Below are 19,320 nucleotides of genomic sequence, written 5' to 3'. Positions count from 1 at the left end.
GGTCATTTGAGGCGAATAGTTGTTCTATTAAACGAAAATGAGCGGGAAATTTTCTATTCTCGGACAGTCTCCTGGCAGAGTTATTCGTGCTAAATCCCAACGACAACTATACTCCGCGCGTTCATGTTTAAGGAATTCATGATCGAGTAATTTTATTCGAGAGTAAGAAGTAAAAACAGGCCCATAGCCGGCTATCTAACTGTTTTTACAACGCCGCTATCCGATAAATGGCCACTCAGAAAACCGGGTTGTGACCGCGCGGAATATATTTGCGTCATAAGGCATCTTTACTGCCTGGTTGCAATATCAGTTGTTGCAGCAGTAGTCGTACATTTTTATAGTCAAGATCGTGGATTAGTTTGCGTAAGCGAATAAACAGCTCAAGCTGTTCCGTGGCCAGATGCGTTTTTAGCGTGTTCAACAACTCTTCGGGAATGAAATCCTGCTCTTGGATCAGTGCGTCAAGTTCGGCAATTGACAGCAGTAGTTCGTCACGATTACCGGCATTGAACGGCAATACGATATCAGGAGGAGACTGCGCTGCGATGACCGACATCGTCTGATTAAAGGCTGCAGTAAAGTGGTTGACAGCAGCCGTTGTGGGTAGCTCTGATTTAAGTTCCGCTTCCAGTATTTCAGCGGCCGCATGCAGTCTCACTGCACCAAAATTGCCGGCCACACCTTTAAGGGTATGTATTTTTTCTTTAGCGATAACCAGTGATCCTGAGGCGATAAGTTCGGCAAGTTCAGCCGGCAGGTTTTGCATGTTGTCCTTGAAGTTAAACAGTAATTGCGTTGCCAGCTCTTGATTATTACCGAGCATTAGTAACAGATTCCTCTGATCGAAATCCGGTAGCGTATCGATAGCCGGCACTGCCACAGCTTCCTCCTCCAAGCTTTCGATTTTGGTGTTATCGGGTTTGATCCACTGTGCCAGCGTTGACAGCAGTTTTACCGGATTGATCGGTTTACTGATGAAATCGTTAATTCCTGAGGCCAGGCACTCCTCCTGTTCCTCTTGGGTTACACCGGCAGACAGTGCAAGCACCGGTAGTGTTACAAAACGTAGCTGGTTGCGTATTTGCCGGGTGGCTTCAAAACCATCCATGACCGGCATGTGCATATCCATTAATACGGCATCAAATTCGCCCTGCTCAAGCAGTAATGTCAGCGCCTCCTGACCATTATTGGCAATCTTGACGCTGATACCCGATAATTCCAAAAATTCACTGACTACTTGCTGATTTAAGTGATTGTCTTCTGCGACCAGGATGCGGCTACCGGTCAGTAATTGACTAAAATCGCTTAATGTCGACGCCAATCTTCCCGTGGGCGACTCCAGTTTATAGGGGCGGGTTAAGGGTAAAACAGCCATGACCAACTCAAAGCTAAAGCAACTGCCGCGTCCCGGCGTACTGTCCAGCGTAAACCGGCTACCCATAAGCTGCAACAGATTATTACTGATCGCCAGGCCAAGGCCTGAGCCCCCAAAACGACGGGTGATAGAATCATCCACTTGACTGAACGGTTTAAACAGCTTTTCCTGATCCTGGCTGGACAGACCGATACCGGTATCCGCTACAGAAAATAATAACCGCGCTTGTGACTGGTCAATTTGTTGCAGCATGATGGTCAGAGTTACGCTGCCGTGAGCGGTAAACTTGATGGCGTTACCGAGCAAATTAATTAATACTTGTTGCAGTCTGGAGGCATCGCCGATTAAGCCCAATGGAACATCACCTGCCAGCACAATAGTGAAAGCCAGATTTTTTTCCTTAGCGGCTGCATCAAACAGATTGTGAAGCGTATCGAGTAGTCCATCAAGGTGAAAGTGTTTGTACTCAATGGCGACACGCCCGACTTCCAGTCTGGACAAGTCCAGAATATCGTTCAGTATTATCAACAGGCTGGTCGATGCACGGTTGATTTTATCCAGATAATCCACTGCTTCAGGCGAGAAGTTTTTATTTAGTGCCAGTTGCGACAGACCAATGATTGCGTTCATGGGCGTGCGAATCTCGTGCGACATATTGGCAAGAAATTGCGATTTTGATTTTGCCAAGGCCTCAGCCCGTTCTTTAGCCAGCACGATAATCGCTTCGTTGTGCTTGCGCTCGGTGATATCTTCTTTCAGTCCCAAATAATGGGTAACGGTGCCATCAGGCTGACGTATCGGCGAAATCCAGGTTAACTCTATGTATTCAACACCAGCCTTGCTTTTGTTGATAAATTCGCCTTGCCAGGCGTCACCCCGGTTTAAAGTACCCCGCATATCGTTATAGACAGCCTCTGGCGTTTTGCCGGATGCGATTATTTTTTGATGCTTGCCGATAAGTTCATCGGCATGATAACCGGAGGTTTTGACAAAGGCCGCGTTGACATATTCAATCGTGCCGTTAAGGTCAGTGATGGTTACCGAATTGGGGCTTTGCTCTACTGCCAGTGACAGCCTTCTAATGGTTTCTTCGGCCTGTTTTTTGACGGTATTATCGATGGCAATCAACAGGTAACCAATGATGATACTACTACTACGTAACGCGGTAATTGAGACCATTGCCGGAAAGCGGCTGCCATTTTTACGGATATACGTTAACTCGTAAATATCTTCAATACCCCGTGAGGCTTTATATCCCAAAGCTTCAAAGCCGGGGGTAATAAAAGCTGACTGTTCTTCGCTTAAAGTCATTGCACGGGTAAGCAATTCCTGGTGATCGGAAAAATCAGCCGGCGTAAGCTGGTTTAGTACTTCATCGGCCTGATAACCGAGCATATTTTCTGCACCCAAGTTAAAAATCTGAATAACGCCTTTGGCATCGGTGGCGATACTTGCAAAAGTGCTACTGTTAACAATTGCATTTTTTAAAATATCGGCTTTATCCAGCGCTTGTTCAACGGCTTTACGCGCCGTGATATCTTCAATTATTTTAATAAGGTAATCCGGCCTGCCTGCTTCAGTACGGATTAATTTTACCGTTAGCTTGCCCCAGAGCAGATGCCCGAGCTTGTGTTGATATTGATTATCCAGCGTAAAACCTGATATTTCACCACTCAGGCATTGCGCAATTTTCTCATTATTGAGCTGGTGATGATCGGGATGCATCAATTGCAGGCAGGGTATGGTGAGCGCCTCGGCATGGCTATACCCCATAAACTCGCAAAAATATTGATTGATTTCCAAACAACCGCCCTGTGGCGATAGATGGGCAATAGCGAACGGTGCATCATTGAACGTGGAATCAAAGCGCCGCTTGCTGGCTTGTAACGCAGCGGTACGTTGTATTACCTGTAACTGAAGCAAACGTCCTTGGCCAGAAGCCATCAACGCGAAGGCACTGACCAGACAGGTCAACAGCAGGCCCGACAGTAATAGTAACCAGGCGCTATCCGATCCGTGTTGGGCGATATAATCAGGTGTGAAGGTGATTTCAAGTCGCCAGATTCGACCACCAATGGCAATCTTGGTCGCACTGAGCAGATCTTTTGGATTATTGAAAAAACTTTTTGTCTTAACTACTCTGGCTGAGGGTTGTGTCTGGTCGTTTACAAACAGTAACTGCTCTGCGGCCGGTGCACTCTGGTCAACCAGTCGATAGGACAGTCCGGCAGCCGGTGAAGCTTTAAGTGTCGCCGCGATAATAGCCTCGATTTTAAAGACGGCAACGAGATAACCGGTCACATGCTGACGACGTTCTTCCAAGGATTGGTGTGCGCGGCCTTGGGCATACACGGGCATAATGGCGAGTACGCCATAGCCCCGACTTTGTTCCTGAACCAACATAATCCGGGCGGTCAGGGTAATCTCCCCGCTAGCCCTTGCTCGCTCAACAGCCTCTCGCCGTATGGCATTAGAGTAGATATCAAACCCCAAGACTTTTTCGTTGCCTTGATAGGGTTCAATGAAGGTGACGGGAACATATTCCGGGCGATTTTCCGCTGTTAAGAGCTGTTGGTTGGCATCTTGTTGGGTAATCTCAAAGTTTGGGTAACCTTCGCTTTTGATGGTTGCCTCGTAGGTATCCCGTTGGGTGCCGGAAATAGCGGCATTCCAGCCCAGCGCATTAATACCAGGTAACTGCTTCAAGGCATCGGTGGTAAAGGTTTTAAATTCTGCCCGGGTAACCGCGTTTGAGGCTTTATAGAAACTACCAAGCGCACGTAGCGCATTGATATTAATAGAAAGTTCGTTTTCCAGCGCTACTTTAAATGCTTGCGCCTCTTGGTCCAACGTCAGCATTAATCGCTGCCGGCTATTTTGATTTTCATAATAAGCGGCACTCAGGGTTAGCATAAACATAACGACTATTGGCAGGGTAATCAGCCATTTCCGGTTACACCACGCTGAATCAGTTTGGCATAGCCAGACTAACGTTAGTGGGGTAAAGAGCATAATGCCTAAGGCATCGCCCAGCCACCAAGTTGCCCAGTTTGCCGGAAAATTGGCTGCCGGTGTGGTGCCGACAGCGACCAACAGGGCCACTGATAGCGTCGAATTAATCAGGGCACTCAGGAGGCCACCAGCCAGCCAGAAGCGAAAAATATCCTTTGCCCGAATCAGTCCGTTGGGATAACCGGCAAAGCGTTTAACCAAATAAGCGCCTGATAGCGCTTGCAGCGTTGCACCGGTACTAATACCTAAGGTTATCAGTGCGGACAGCAAATTTCCTGCAATCGAGCCGGTCATTTCCGGGATCAAGCCGTTAACAATTAACGCACCCAGCATGACACCAGGCCAGACACGGTAGCCATAAACCAACATAGCCGCCAGGGCAACACCGGCTGGCGGCCAAATAGCTGCCGCATAGCCGGGTGGAATTACCGAAAAATAACTGAGTTTACCGGCTATCACGTAAGCGACAGCCAAGCCGATAATGTGCAACAACCCTTGATAAGATTGGCGGGGTGGATGGGTTATAGGCAATGTAGGGCCCGGGTTATCTTTAAGCATGGTTCTGGTGTTCTTTAATTAATAAAATAGACTTCCTTCATGGAAGCCTTAAAGTATCTACGTTGTCATAACTTTGTAGGTCGGGTTAGGCGCTAGCCGTAACCCGACACATTCGCGCAAAATGTCGGATTATACCTTCTGGGGCACAAGCGCTGTCGCTAACCCGACCTACATGACTTGATTGCCGCCATTGGCTGTTGCCGTGGACAACGCGCTGTTTGCCGCCTCATAGAGCTCATCCCAGGACAAATAAGTTGGCATAGCCATTTGCGTGGCTACCCCGACACTAATAGTAACCACTGCCCCGGCTTTTGCTTTGGCATGGGCCAGGCCCATGTTCTGGATACACTCTCGCAAGCCTTCGGCAATTTGCCGGGCAGCGGCCGAATCGGTGTCAGGGAGGATAACCGCAAAGGCATTACCGTCAAGGCGTGCAATAAGATCGCCGGGGTGTTTTTGACTGTTGGCCAACATAGCCGCCAGTTTTTTTAAACAGCTATCTCCGATACCGTGGCCATAATGGTCGTTATAGTGCTTAAAATAATCCACCTCAATTATCGCCAACGAAAGTGATGTTTTATTCCGGCTCGCTTGCTGCCATGCTACTGCGAAAGTTTCATCAAAACAGCGGCGATTGGGAATAAGCGTCAGCGCATCAAGCAACGCCCGCGAGTCGAGTAAATCGGCTTGTTGCTTGATGAGAAGGTGGTTGCGAATACGGGCTTTGACGACCGGAATTACGAAAGGCTTAATGATATAGTCAACCGCTCCCAGATTAAGTCCCTTATCTACATCGGTTTCACGGCTCATGGCGGTGACGAAGATGACGGCGATTTTACGGGTTCGGGCATTTTCTTTCAGGCGTCGGCAGATTTCAAAGCCATCCATATCGGGCATCATGATATCCAGCAAAATCAAGTCCGGCTGCACACGTACAGCCAGATCCAGAGCATCGCTGCCATTATTGGCCACCTTAATCCGGTAATCAGAACGAAGCGCTTCCGCAAGAATCTTGATGTTGTCGGGTATATCATCAACAATGAGTATAATGGGGCGTTGTTGAATATCTCTCATAACGTTTCCTGAGGATTGGATAGTGAAATCAGTTGATGAAGCAAGGTGCGTGCCTCTTTATAACGAAGGTCTCGGATCATCTGGTGTAGACGGCTAAACAGATCAAGCTGCGTAGGGGACAAATGTGTCTTCATGGTGTTTAGCAAGGCTTCGGGAATAAATTCTTGTTCTTGCATAAGTTCGTCAAGCTCAATGGCGCACTGCCTCAGCGTATTCATATCACCCTCAGACCTGAGCCATTGCGCCAGTGCCAGCAGAAGCTGAGTTAAATCAATGGGTTTACTGATAAAATCATTCATACCTGCGGCCAGGCATTGCGCCTGTTCCTCTTCAGTTACGCCAGCGGTCAACGCAATCACCGGTAGTGTTGCCAAACCCGGCAGACTACGTAACCGTTGCGTTGTTTCAAGGCCATCCATAACCGGCATGTGAATGTCCATCAAAATGCCATCAAATTTACTCTGTGCCAATAAATCCAGCGCTTCCTGACCATTGTTGGCAATAGTGACGATGATACCTGAGGGAATTAGCGATTCTCGTACAACCTGTTGAATGAGCAGGTTATCTTCAGCCATCAGAATTCTGGCACCAACCAGTTGTTGATAATAATTCAAGGTCGGACTTACTATTGCAGAAGGTTCGGTAACGCGGTATTGAATGGACGTAGTCGATACGCCCAAAGCCAATTCAAAGCTGAAGGAGCTACCTAGCCCTAGCGTGCTGGTTAGTGAAAATTCGCTGTCCATCAACTGCAACAGATTATTACTGATAGCCAGCCCAAGACCGGTGCCGCCAAAACGACGGGTAATGGAGCCGTCCACCTGATTGAAAGGCTGGAACAGCTTGTCCTGATCCTCGGCAGAGATACCGATACCGGTATCCGACACGCAAAATAACAGGCGGACTTGTGAGAGATCAATTTGCATCAGCGTGATTTTTAGAGTGACTTCGCCCTGCGCGGTAAATTTGATCGCGTTACCCAGCAGATTACTTAATATTTGTTGCAACCTGAGTCGGTCGCCAATCAAGGTGCAGGGGATATTGGATGCAACCTCTATGTTAAAGGTCAGTTGTTTCTGTTTGGCAGCGTCAATAAATAGACTGTAGAGTATATCCAGCAGATCATTAAGAGGGAAAGGTACTGACTCAATGACGAGACGCCCGGCATCCAATTTTGAAAAATCCAGAATATCATTAAGAATATTCATAAGGCTCCTGGAGGCTACGGTAATATTTTTCAGATAATTCTGCGTTTCAGTGGGCAGCGCCTGATTGAGCGCCAATTGGGAAAGTCCCATAATCGCACTCATTGGCGTGCGAATTTCATGCGACATGGTCGCGATAAATTGGGATTTTATGGTTAATAAATATTCGGCTTGCTCTTTATCTGACAAAAGCCTGGCTTCATTTTCTTTATTAAGCAGAATAGTCTCTTGAAGCTGTTTACGTTCTGTATTGTTGGTACCGATCAGCAGGTAACCAATAATGCTGTCTTCGGGATCACGTAGCGCCGTGACAGACACCATCGCAGGAAAGCGACTACCATCTTTACGAATATAAGTCAGCTCATAGATATCCTCAATGCCTCGTGCCGCTTTAAACACCAGGCCATCAAAGCCCGGTTTAATAGGTGTGCCCAGTTCAAGACTTAAAGCAGCCGCACGGGCAATAATTTCCTGTGGATCGGAAATATCAGCCGGCGTAATTTTATTAATTACTTCGGTAGCGCTATAACCGAGCATGTGTTCCGCGCCGACATTAAAGATTTGGATAACACCTTTGGCATCGGTGGCAATACTTGAGAAATTGGCGCTATTAAAAATTGCGTTTTGCAAGGCACCGGCTTTATTTAAGGCCTCTTTTTGCTGATGTAATGCCAATTCTTTAAGCTTGCTAATATCGCTGAAGTTAATACGGATGGTCTGGATATTGCCATCTGCAGACAGACTGAGTACTTTAAGATGCGCATCAAATACGGCATTTTCGTTGCATTGAAGTTGTAATTCAATACTTTCGAGGGCTTCGTATTGAAGCATACTTATCAGCAGACGATGCCAGCGGTCTCGGTCATGAGAGGCAACCAAATCAGCAAAATGCCGGTTCCGCAGTTGGTTACGTTCGATGCCAAAAAGCGCCGTTGCAGTCAGGTTTATTTCTTCAATTCGACCTTCAGCGGACAGCGTTAAATAACCCTCAGGACAAAATTCATAGAGATTTATATAACGGTCTCTGGATTCTTGCAGAGCGATTTGGGCTTGCCGCAAATCTTCGTTCTGTATTTCCAGTTCGATCTTATAGGTCTCCAATTCCTGGAATATAGCCTGTATTTCAGCACGTAACTCAGTAGGGAGTTCCCGGGTTAGCCTTATGGCTAGCAAATCCAGTTTACTGGCTGGTTCCAGTGGCTTATTATTGATGGTCATTATTATCAGTCGTTAACATAGGACGATGGTTGTGAGAAAAATAGGGTATGTCGTAATTTGGTTCATCCGGCCAGGCAAGCAGATATTGTTCGACCCTGCCCCATTCTTCTTCAAAGTCAGGTAACAAGTCACTGAGTATAGTATTGATATCACCGTGACCGTCCTTACCGGCTTTTTCAATTTGCAGACAAAGATCACCCAATCTGAGCGCTCCAACGCTTTGTGCCGAAGTACTTAAGGTATGAGCGGCGTTGCTTGCCGCAATAGCTTGGCCCGTAGTGAGTGCGGTTATTATGTCGGCACTGATTTTCAGCGCACTAACATGGAAAAAACCCAGAAATTTGGCAAGAGTAGCAGGATCGTCACCCACCAGCTCTCTAAGTACACACATATCCCGATCCATAGGTAGGGGCCGTAAGTTATCAGTAAGACTGACGGCTTTTATAGGTAACGATGGTTCAATCAAGGTCATGTCGGGGTTAACGGCGGTCAACTGGTCTTTCTCAACGGCTTCTTGTAAAGGGGCCTTGCCAAGCGCTATTGCCGGAATATCAGCAAGCTTTAGCCAGTGGGCGAGTATTGACAGGAGTTGGACCGGATTAATGGGTTTACTGATGAAATCGTCCATGCCGGCAGCCAGATATTGCCCTCGCTCCTCCTCGGTTACGCCAGCCGTCAGGGCAATAATTGGCAGTGTCGAGAATCCTGGGAGAGCCCGTATTTGGCGGGTTGCTTCAAAGCCATCCATGACAGGCATGTGGATATCCATCAATACGGCATCAAATTCAGCATTCTTCAGTGCCAGTAGAGCCTCTTGACCATCATTGGCAATATTAACGCTGATGCCCGATAAACCAAGAAATTCTTGTATAATTTGCTGATTAAACACATTGTCTTCGACTACCAAAATTCGGCAGCCTGTTAGTTGTTGGCCAAGTTTTTGCAGCACCGAGTCCAAAGATTCCAAAGCATCCGGAACCCCGTCCCGACTGGACAACGATGATATGGCCAGTATCAACTCAAAGCTAAAACAACTACCCTGGTCAAACTCACTGATTAACGATAACTCACCGCCCATAAGTTGTACCAGATCATGGCTAAGTGCCAAGCCAAGACCGGTACCCCCAAAACGCCGGGTGATGGATTCATCTACCTGACTAAAGGGTTGAAACAGCTTGTTTTGATCTGTGGCAGAGATACCAATACCGGTATCCGTGACAGAAAATAATAACCGGGCTTGCGATTGTTGAAGTTGTTGCAAGGTAATGTTAAGGGTAACCGAGCCGCTTGCTGTAAATTTAATCGCATTGCTCAGCAGATTAATCAAGACTTGTTCCAGCCTGAGTTTATCGCCAAGCAAGCTACGAGGAATATCTGTTCCTACCGTTACAGTAAAGCCGAGGCCTTTCTTTTCAGCTGTGCTGATAAACAGGTTGTAGAGATTATCGCGCAGGCTATCAATATCAAAAAGAACCGGATAAATAGCAACACTACCTGCCCCCAACTTGGATAAGTCCAAAATATCATTCAGAATGCCCAGCAGATTGGTAGAGGCAGAGTTGATTTTATCCAGGTAAGCGGTTATTTCAGGTGAATTTGCTTTGGTTAATGCCAGTTGCGAGAAGCCGATAATGGCGGTCATCGGCGTGCGAATCTCATGCGACATATTGGCCAGAAAGTCGGATTTTGCTTGTGCCAGGTGTTCTGCATTATCTTTGGCTTCGCGCAATTCCCGCTCAACTTGCTTACTCTTGGTCATGTCACGCATGATGGTAGAAAGGAACGTGGGCGAGCCGGTTGCACCTTGATGATGGCTTAGTAATAATTGAGAAACCGGTATCTCGTGACCATCGCTGTGCAACAACGTATTTTCACCTTCCCAAAAACCTCGCATGCAGGCGACCGGAACAGCCTCTTCCAATACCCTTCTTGCCGCCTGTTCGGTGTGCAAATCATTGATCTTAAGACCGGAGATAGTTGATTGTTCCGGCAAACCAACCATCTTAAAACCGGCACGATTAATAAAAGTAAGCTGTCCCTGCATATCGGCTATTGAAATAAAATCCTGTGATTCTTCAATGAGTTGCAGAAGTCGGTCGCGTTCATTATCAAGCAGTTTGCGCTCGGTGATGTCGGCAATAAAACCATGCCAGAGGGTACTGCCATCCTTTAGCCGTTCGGGTTGGGAATGACCGGACAGCCAGCGCAAGCCTTTACCAGGCAGATTGACCCGGTATTCCAGTTGCCAGGGTTGCAGGGTGCGAGTAGATTCCTCAATAGAGCTGTTCATCCGGTTGAGGTCATCCGGGTGCATAATATTAAAAATAAAGGCGGTTGCGCTTTCGCGTACCTGTTCAGGGGTGGTTTCGTAAATATCCTTGATACCGTCACTGGCGAAGGGAAAGTTAAGGTTCCCATCAGGAGTAATTTTAAACTGGTAAACCATACCCGGAACATGGGCAAACAGATTGGCCAACAGTTTTTGGTTGTCCTTGAGTTGGGCTTCAAGATATTTGCGCTGTGAAATATCGTGTTGAAAGCCAATAAAATGAATCAATTTACCGTGCCGGTCATAAACCGGGTTAATGGTTAATTCAGTCCAAAACAGGCTACCATCTTTACGGTAGTTGAGAAGTTCACCTTGATAAGGTTGTAAGCTGGAAAGTGCCTCCCGTATCCGTAAAATTTGTTGTGGATCGGTTTTTTCACCCTGCAAAATAGCGCAGGATTTACCCAGCATATCTTCACTCGAATAGCCGGTTATTTTCTCAAAAGCGGGATTAATATAAGTGATTTGTTTGTTTATATCAGTCAGAATAACGCCTCTAGTCAGATTTTTAAGCAGCGTTAAATTATAATAATTGGCATCAGTTAAGCGTTCCTGATCGGTTATATCAATACCCAACACATAAAAGCCCAGTACTTCGTGATTAACAATATGCGGTAAGTAGCTGATTTGAGTGTGTATTTCCAGGCCGGTTTGTGGACATAAAATATGACGATCAAACTTTTGCGGTTCACCATGTATCACCGCATTGATGAAGGGTAAGTTTTCCGCATATAACGTCTCGCCGAGCACTTGGCGAATATGCCAGCCTTTAATTTGTTCCGGTGTTTTATCAAACCAGTGTGTATAAGCAGGGTTACTAAACAGGTTTTTTAATTGTTTGTCCCAATAGCCAATCAAAGCCGGCGTGTTGTTAAGAATAAAATACAGTTTGTCCCGTTCCTGCAAAATCGCTTCGGCGGCTTTGCGCTGGTTAATATCCTCAATCATTGCCATAAAATAATTCGAAGAGCTGTCTTGATGACGAATCAGCTTTACCAAGGTATTCCCCCAGAACTGTTTGCCATCCTGACGTAGGTAGCAACTTTCCAGGGTGAATTCTGAAATTTTACCGGCCAGGCACCAGGTCATTTTCTGGGCAACGATAGCGTGGTCAGCCGGAGGCATTATTGCTTCAAAAGTCAGGGCGACCAGCTCTTCTTTGCAGCAACCCATAAAATCACTGATGCGTTGATTGACTTCCAGAAAAATTCCTTTGGGTGACAAGTTGATAATGCCGATGGGGGCGTTATCAAAAGTCTCATAAAACTGTATATTAAGCATTTTTAGTTCAGTGGCGCTTTGTTTTACGAAGCTATGGAGCAGCTTGTTTTCCAGCTCTGCCGAGGTCTTCTGCTGTAAGGCCAAGGGAACAAGCCTTATCAGATAAATTGCCGTAGCAACGGAGAGCCCGGCGGTGATGACTTTGAGAACGGCATCAAGCCAGTACAATGGTTGCCACAGCAGTACAATCGATAATAAATGTGAGGTGCCACAGGCCAGAATAAAGCCACAGAACATCAGGTAAACCCGGCGAAACTGCAGATCTTTTCTACGCCAGGCAACGTAAGCGAGCACCAGTGGTATGGCATAATAGGACAGTGCAATCAGTGCATCGGCAACAACATAAGACCAGAGAATACTGGGTGTCCACTGGATACAAAAACCATGCGGCATCCAGCCATTTGCGCCGGTAAGATTTAAAATAAATTGTTCGTACATGTCAGTAGATTATTTTTAATTTCAGTGCAACTTTTGAGCTATTAACCTGGATTAGTACCGGTATTATTTGTCAAAAGATTAAGGGTTCTTGTTTGTCTAATGCTACTGTATAGGTTGGTTCATCCGGCCAGGCAAGCAGATATTGTTCCACCCTGCCCCATTCTTCTTCAAAGTCAGGTAACAAGTCATTGAGTATGGCATTGATATCACCGTCACCGGCATTACCGGCTGCTTCAATTTGCAGACAAAGATCAGCCAATCTGAGCGCTCCAACGCTGTGTGCCGAAGTACTTAAGGTATGAGCGGCGTTGCTTGCCGCAATGGCTTGGCCGGTAGTGAGTGCGATTATTATATCGGCACTGATTTTCAGTGCACTAACATGGAAAAAACCCAGAAATTTGGCAAGAGTAGCAGGATCGTCACCCACCAGTTCTTTAAGTACACACATATCCCGATCCATAGGGAGGGGCGTTAAGTTATCAGTAATACTGACGGCTTTTATAGGTAACGATAACTCAGTCAAGATCATGTCGGGGTTAACGGCGGTTAACTGGTCTTTCTCAACGGCTTCTTGTAAAGGGGCCTTCCCAAGCGCCGTTACCGAAATATCAGCAAGCTTTAGCCAGTGCGCGAGTATTGACAGGAGTTGGACCGGATTAATGGGTTTACTGATAAAATCGTCCATGCCGGCAGCCAGATATTGCCCTCGCTCCTCCTCGGTTACGCCAGCCGTCAGAGCAATAATTGGCAGTGTCTGGAGATGCGGGAAACAGCGTATTTGACGAGTTGCTTCAAAGCCATCCATGACCGGCATATGAATATCCATCAACACGGCATCAAATTCAGCATTCTTCAGTGCCAGTAGAGCCTCTTGACCATCATTGGCAATATTAACGCTGATGCCCGATAAACCAAGAAATTCTTGTATAATTTGCTGATTAAACACATTGTCTTCGACTACCAAAATTCGGAAGCCTGTTAGTTGTTGGCCAAGTTTTTGCAACACCGAGTCCAAAGATTCCAAAGCATCCGGAATCCCGTCCTGACTGGACAACGATGATATGGCCAGTATCAACTCAAAGCTAAAACAGCTACCCTGGTCAAACTCACTGATTAACGATAACTCACCGCCCATGAGTTGTACCAGATCATGGCTAAGTGCCAAGCCAAGACCGGTACCCCCAAAACGCCGGGTGATGGATTCATCTATCTGACTGAAAGGTTGAAACAGCTTGTCTTGATCAGTAGCAGAGATACCAATACCGGTGTCCGTGACAGAAAATAATAACCGGGCTTGTGATTGCTGGCGTTGTTGCAAGGTAATGTTAAGGGTAACCGAGCCGCTTGCTGTAAATTTAATCGCATTGCCCACCAAGTTAATCAAGACTTGTTCCAGCCTGAGTCTATCGCCAAGCAAGTAACATGGCACATCGGGTGCAATGTTTAGGGTAAGATTCAGGCCTTTTTGCCTGCTAGTCTCTATAAACAGACTATCGAGAACATCTATCAAGCCGTCAATAGCAAAGTGTGCCAAGTTAATATGGATATTTCCGGCTTCCAGTTTGGATAAATCCAAAATATCGTTAAGGATATTTAGCAAGTTAAGCGAGGTACTGTTAATTTTTTGTAGATAATCTCGTATATCAGCAGGCATGTCTTTAAGTAACGCCAGCTCGGAAAAACCGATAATGCCATTCATTGGCGTGCGAATTTCGTGCGACATGTTGGCAAGAAACTGCGCTTTCGACTTGGCCAGCGTTTCAGCGCGCTGTAGAGTAGCAAGCAGAAGCGCCTCGTTTTGTTTGCGCTCGGTGATATCCATAAAACTGACTACGCAGCCAATAATTTTCTCATTGTTTTTGATAGGATGTGACTGGTATTGTACAGATAAGCTGGTGCCATCTTTACGCCAAAACACCTCTGTATCCATCAACGAACTTGCTTCGCCTTGCAGGGCTTTATAGATAGGACATTGTTGAAGGATATAGGGTGAACCATCAGGATGAGCAAAATGAAATAACTGGTGGTTATTTTTACCCAAAATCTCCTGTTCCGAGTCATATCCCAGGATGTTTAACGCGACGGTATTAATGAAAACACAGTCGCCGTTGATGCCGATTCCGTAGATACCTTCGCCAGTGGCGTTGAGTATCAAGTCCAGACGGATATTGGCCTGATAATTTTTATCTTTTAAAAAATCACTGGCAGCCTTGATCTTCAGGTGGTTCTTTACTCGTGCCAACAATATAGCCGGGCTGATCGGCTTGGTAATATAATCGACAGCGCCCAGCTCAAAACCAAGCTGCTCATCTTCAATATCGGACAGGGCAGTTAAAAATATGACCGGAATATCGGCTGTCTTAACGTCGGCTTTTAGTTGTTCACAAACCTCGAAGCCGGACGGCCCGGGCATCAGAACGTCAAGTAAGATGAGGTCTATGGAGTCATCACTCCCGGCAATATTAAGGCCTTTCGCGCCATTAGTGGCTGTTTTCACCTTGTAATGCTTCTTGAGTAACCCTGATATTAAATTAATAATGTCAGGAGAGTCGTCAATAATCAGAATGACCGGTTTTAAACTTAATTTCATTTGATTTCAGGCATTTTTATAATCAGTTAAAATTTAATGTGGTTAGCAAAATGTCGGGTTATACCCCTTGGGGCACAAGCGCTATTGCTAACCCGACCTACGCAATAGTAATTGCAAAAAGTGTAAACCGAGGCATGAAGGATGCCACTTTTTTATCACAAAAAATACTAATAATCTTTGTAGGTCGGGTTAGGCGATAGCCGTAACCAGACACAGATACTTACGCAATGGTAATTGCAAAAAGTGTAAACCGAGGCATGAAGGATGCCACTTTTTTATTACAAAAAATACTAATAATCTCTGTAGGTCGGGTTAGGCGATAGCCGTAACCCGACACAGATACGTCGATTTATATCAGGCTGGCAACTCTTTCATCAGCTCTAAAGCACTTTCAAAATCATAATTTCCTACAGCAAACTGAAGCTTCTTTAATAATGAGTCAACAGCCGCTTCTTGTGAAGTTTGTAACAATTCTTCCAAGACATCGCCAGCACTGGTATCGTCATCTTCAAGGAAATTTTTCAAGCGTTGAATTAATATCTTAAATGTTTCAGCGGACATGGGTTCAGTAGCCTTTACTAATGGCTGGGCTGTTGGTAGCGATGCCAAGCCGCTAATGACAATATCAAGCTCTATTAACGTTAGTGTTAAATATTTTGAAATAATATCCGGGCTGCTACATTTATAACAAGCGAGCTCAAGTTTACCTGCCGCCACATAAACAGCATGAGCGCCAATGTTTCCTGCCGTACCTTTTAACGTATGAGCGGCACGAGCTTGGGCCGCTGGGTCGGCATCAATAGCCGCCAAACCAAACAGCTCGGCAAAATTGCCTTGTCCATCGCGAAACATCTCAAGTTGACGTTGATAGAGCTTTATGTTGTTCATCGTGGTTGCAAGACCCACTTTCATATTGATGCCCGGTAATTTGTCCGGTAAGGCAAGTATCGCCAGGTTTGTTTCGGCAACGTCAGTTTCTGCTTTGGCTAAATAAACAAAAGGCTTGGACGGTGTAATCCATTTAGCCATCGTTTCGAACATTGTTTGAAAATGCAGCGGTTTGCCAATATGGTCAAACATACCGGCGGCGATTACTTTTTCCTTATCACCTGCCATAGCATTGGCGGTCATGGCAATGATGGGAAGCTCTGCCCAAGCAGGATTTTTACGAATTTCTCGTGTTGCGCTAAAACCATCCATTATCGGCATTTGACAATCCATCAAAACCCCATCAAATTGCTCGCCGGTATACAGAATATCAAGTGCTTCCTGGCCGTTTTCGGCCAATTTTATACGAATGCCGGCTCTCCCCAAAACTTGTATGGCAAGCTCCTGGTTCATTTCATTATCTTCGACCAACAGAATATAAGCTCCGCCAAGCTTGGCAATTATTTGCTCAGAGTGATCGCTGTTGTGATCAAAGAGCATGTCATCCACTCCTGTATAGCCTAATACCTTCACTGTCTTCCTAAGTAAATTGGCGGTAATGACGGGTTTCATTAACACCGCTTGTAAATCAATACCGTGCTCCTTGGCAGAGTCCCGAGCATCATCCCTGCTAAGCGCGGTCACCATAATGATTGCAGGCTGTTTGGACAAGTTTAAGTCAGCTATGCGTTTAATGGTTTCAATCCCGTTCATAACCGGCATTCTCCAATCTATATACAGTAATTGATAGGGAGCGGTCAGTTGGTCTGCGGTCATCAACATGTCAAGTGCTTGCTGACCATTTTCTGCAACATCCACGTTCAGTCCCAGCCCTTGCACCATTGAAGACATAATTTCAAGTGCCATCTGATTATCATCAACAACGAGGGCACGAACCCCTTGAAGTTCCGTTGAAGCCCATAACTGCATTTCACTGGATTGAATCGTGTTGTTAATGCCAAACTGCGCATGAAAATGAAATATTGATCCCTGTTCAGGTACGCTTTCTACCCAAATATGGCCGGTCATGAGTTCAACCAGTTTCTTGGTGATGACAAGTCCCAAGCCGGTGCCGCCATATTTGCGTGTGGTCGATGAGTCTGCCTGGCTAAATGATTGAAACAACTTGTTGCATTGTTCAAAGGTCATGCCTATACCCGAATCTTTTACCCAGAAGTGCAGCGTAATGCCATCAGCATTTTGTGTAACAGGCTCTACCCCGATAACAATTTCACCTTGATCGGTAAATTTGATAGCATTATTGCCAAGATTAACCAAAATCTGTTCAAGTCTTAGCGGATCACCAATAAGATGGGCCGGCAGGTTTTTGGTCTGACTGAATAATAACTCAAGACCCTTTTCTTCGGCATTGATACCTATTAAGTTGACCAAGTTATCCAGTACCTGATCAAGCTGGAAATTGGTCTGTTCCACGGTCATTCTGTCAGCTTCTATCTTGGAGAAATCAAGAATATCATTGATGATACCTAACAAGTTTTCTGCTGCCCGGCTAACACGCGCTATATAGCCACGTTGTTTAGTATTGAGATCGGTTTTCAGGGCAAGGCTGGACATGCCAATAATCGCATTCATGGGCGTACGGATTTCATGGCTCATGTTGGCTAAAAAATCAGCTTTGACTTGCGCAGCTTGCTCGGCAATCACTGTCGCTTTAGCGAGCTCTTTGTTTTTAGCTTGTAGATCTAAAAATAAATCTTCATGAGACTGACGACTGATGATGGCGACAAGCTGATTAAAGTATGCTGTGCTATAGTTCGCGCTATTGAATTGATAAGTTACCAACACGGTAAATCTACCGTTTTCAATGACAATATCTGAAGAAACCCGCCCCATAGTGACAGTATTTAATTGCTCAAGAGAAGGCGTTGATCCTATGGCTGACACACCGTATTGCAAGCGAATACCGCTGATTTCTTCCGGGGCTATCCACACTTCCAGCAAGGGCTTGACTCCGGCTTGTCGAATCCAGCGACAAAGTTCTGAAATCTCTGAGGCCAAACGCGTGGTGGTGATTAAGCCCAGCTTGAGTAAGGTCGCAATTTCACGAACTTTATTACGCGTATCAAAGATTGATCTGTCGGTAGCCAAATTAATTTGACCCAGGTGACCCAGATGACTTATTTGTTCCATTTTAGAACTATGCACGAGGCGTCATCGTAAGTCTTGCCGAGTATATCCACCAGTCGATAGGCGATAGTATTCGCATCTTGAAAGCGTAGCTTGATGGCTTCGTTATTTGCCAATGATTCTGATAAACCATCAGTAAACATAATAGCCATGTCGCCTGGATTGAAGTGTGTGGATTGTTCCATAAAGCTGGGCGAGCGTTGTCCGAGTATGCCATCACGAGAAACACCACGCCATTTTTTATCGTTAAATACCACAAGGCTGGTATTGCCTATACTCGCACAATAGACCGTCTGTTTATTGGCATCAAAAAAGGCTAAACCAATTGCAGCACCTATTGTGCCTTTTGCGAGCTCATAAAGTTTGCTCATTATGTCGACCAAGTTGCGTGAGGCAATTTTTTTTAAGGCGGCAACAAGCACCAACGCCATTTTATGTGCATCCGGGCCGTGGCCGGTAGCATCAATGATGGCCAGAAAATAACCATCCTCTAAAGGTAAAGCCAGTACTTGATCACCAGAGACGATTTGTCCCGGATAGGCGCGTATACACTTACCAATTTCAAAGTTGATAGTGACTGGAGGTTCGACCAAACTGGCATTTCTAAATGTGGCAAGTCTTTCTGAAATTGAACAATAGCTGGCCGTTGTGAGTGATAAAACTTGCTGATCAGCATCAATTTTTATGTTTTTTCTTGCAAATACACAGGTGCCATAACCGGCAGTGGAATATATTTCAAAATCATCGGCAATGCGCTTGACACCCGATAAACCCAAGCCGAGGGTGCCACCTGAACTAAAATGCTCCTGCATGGCTTGCTTTACATTAACGATGCCCGGACCGTTATCCATTGCAACCACGTCAATTTCAACATTGCCAGGCCATTCGTAAGAACGTAAATCTATATAACCTGATTTTGCATATTTGATAATATTACTCGCCAATTCGGAAACGATAGTGGCAATAAAGGATTTGTCGACGGCACTGGCTCCAAGCAAGGGTTGCCAGTTTAGTGTTTGGGTAATGGCAATTCTTAGGTCTAGGTTCTGTTGACGTTTCACCTCAGCCATAAAAGCACCGAGGAAAATGACAGCATCCCCATGTAATTAATAGCTTTTTTCTCATATCGTGTAGCAATTCTGCGATAGTGCTTGAGCTTACCGAA

7 protein-coding genes and 1 pseudogene are annotated in these 19,320 nt (G+C 45.8%); all 8 read right to left on the bottom strand.

All coding sequences use genetic code 11. The annotated features are described in order from the left end of the window. Positions 1 to 274 precede the first annotated feature (274 nt). Positions 275 to 4,945, bottom strand: a complete 4,671-nt coding sequence (locus N7974_RS10050) for a PAS domain S-box protein (protein ID WP_262965484.1) — start codon at positions 4,943 to 4,945, stop codon at positions 275 to 277. A gap of 168 nt (positions 4,946 to 5,113) precedes the next feature. After that, positions 5,114 to 6,019 carry a diguanylate cyclase domain-containing protein gene (locus N7974_RS10045; RefSeq protein WP_262965483.1) on the bottom strand — a complete coding sequence of 302 codons (906 nt, stop codon included), beginning with the start codon at positions 6,017 to 6,019 and terminating at the stop codon, positions 5,114 to 5,116. Further along, the gene (locus N7974_RS10040) at positions 6,016 to 8,442 is read right to left on the bottom strand and encodes a PAS domain-containing hybrid sensor histidine kinase/response regulator (RefSeq protein WP_262965482.1); all 2,427 of its coding nucleotides are present in this window, start codon (positions 8,440 to 8,442) and stop codon (positions 6,016 to 6,018) included. The genes N7974_RS10045 and N7974_RS10040 overlap by 4 nt, the downstream gene beginning before the upstream one ends. Next, entirely contained in the window at positions 8,429 to 12,490 is a 4,062-nt protein-coding gene (locus N7974_RS10035; protein ID WP_262965481.1) for a PAS domain-containing hybrid sensor histidine kinase/response regulator, read from the bottom strand. The genes N7974_RS10040 and N7974_RS10035 overlap by 14 nt, the downstream gene beginning before the upstream one ends. A 70-nt stretch (positions 12,491 to 12,560) precedes the next feature. Then, positions 12,561 to 15,080: a response regulator gene (locus N7974_RS10030; RefSeq protein WP_262965480.1), complete on the bottom strand. Its 2,520-nt coding sequence runs from the start codon at positions 15,078 to 15,080 to the stop codon at positions 12,561 to 12,563. Between the two features lie 354 nt (positions 15,081 to 15,434). Continuing rightward, positions 15,435 to 18,158, bottom strand: a complete 2,724-nt coding sequence (locus tag N7974_RS10025; protein WP_262965479.1) for a response regulator — start codon at positions 18,156 to 18,158, stop codon at positions 15,435 to 15,437. After that, the gene (locus N7974_RS10020) at positions 18,146 to 19,225 is read right to left on the bottom strand and encodes a SpoIIE family protein phosphatase (protein ID WP_262965478.1); all 1,080 of its coding nucleotides are present in this window, start codon (positions 19,223 to 19,225) and stop codon (positions 18,146 to 18,148) included. The genes N7974_RS10025 and N7974_RS10020 overlap by 13 nt, the downstream gene beginning before the upstream one ends. Continuing rightward, positions 19,213 to 19,320 (bottom strand): annotated as a pseudogene (locus tag N7974_RS20895) (IS5 family transposase); the annotation flags it as partial. The pseudogene N7974_RS20895 and the gene N7974_RS10020, both read right to left, overlap by 13 nt.

This window comes from Methylobacter psychrophilus, assembly GCF_025583945.1.
Lineage (GTDB): Bacteria > Pseudomonadota > Gammaproteobacteria > Methylococcales > Methylomonadaceae > Methylobacter_C > Methylobacter_C psychrophilus.
This window is presented reverse-complemented; position numbering and strand designations above follow the sequence as displayed.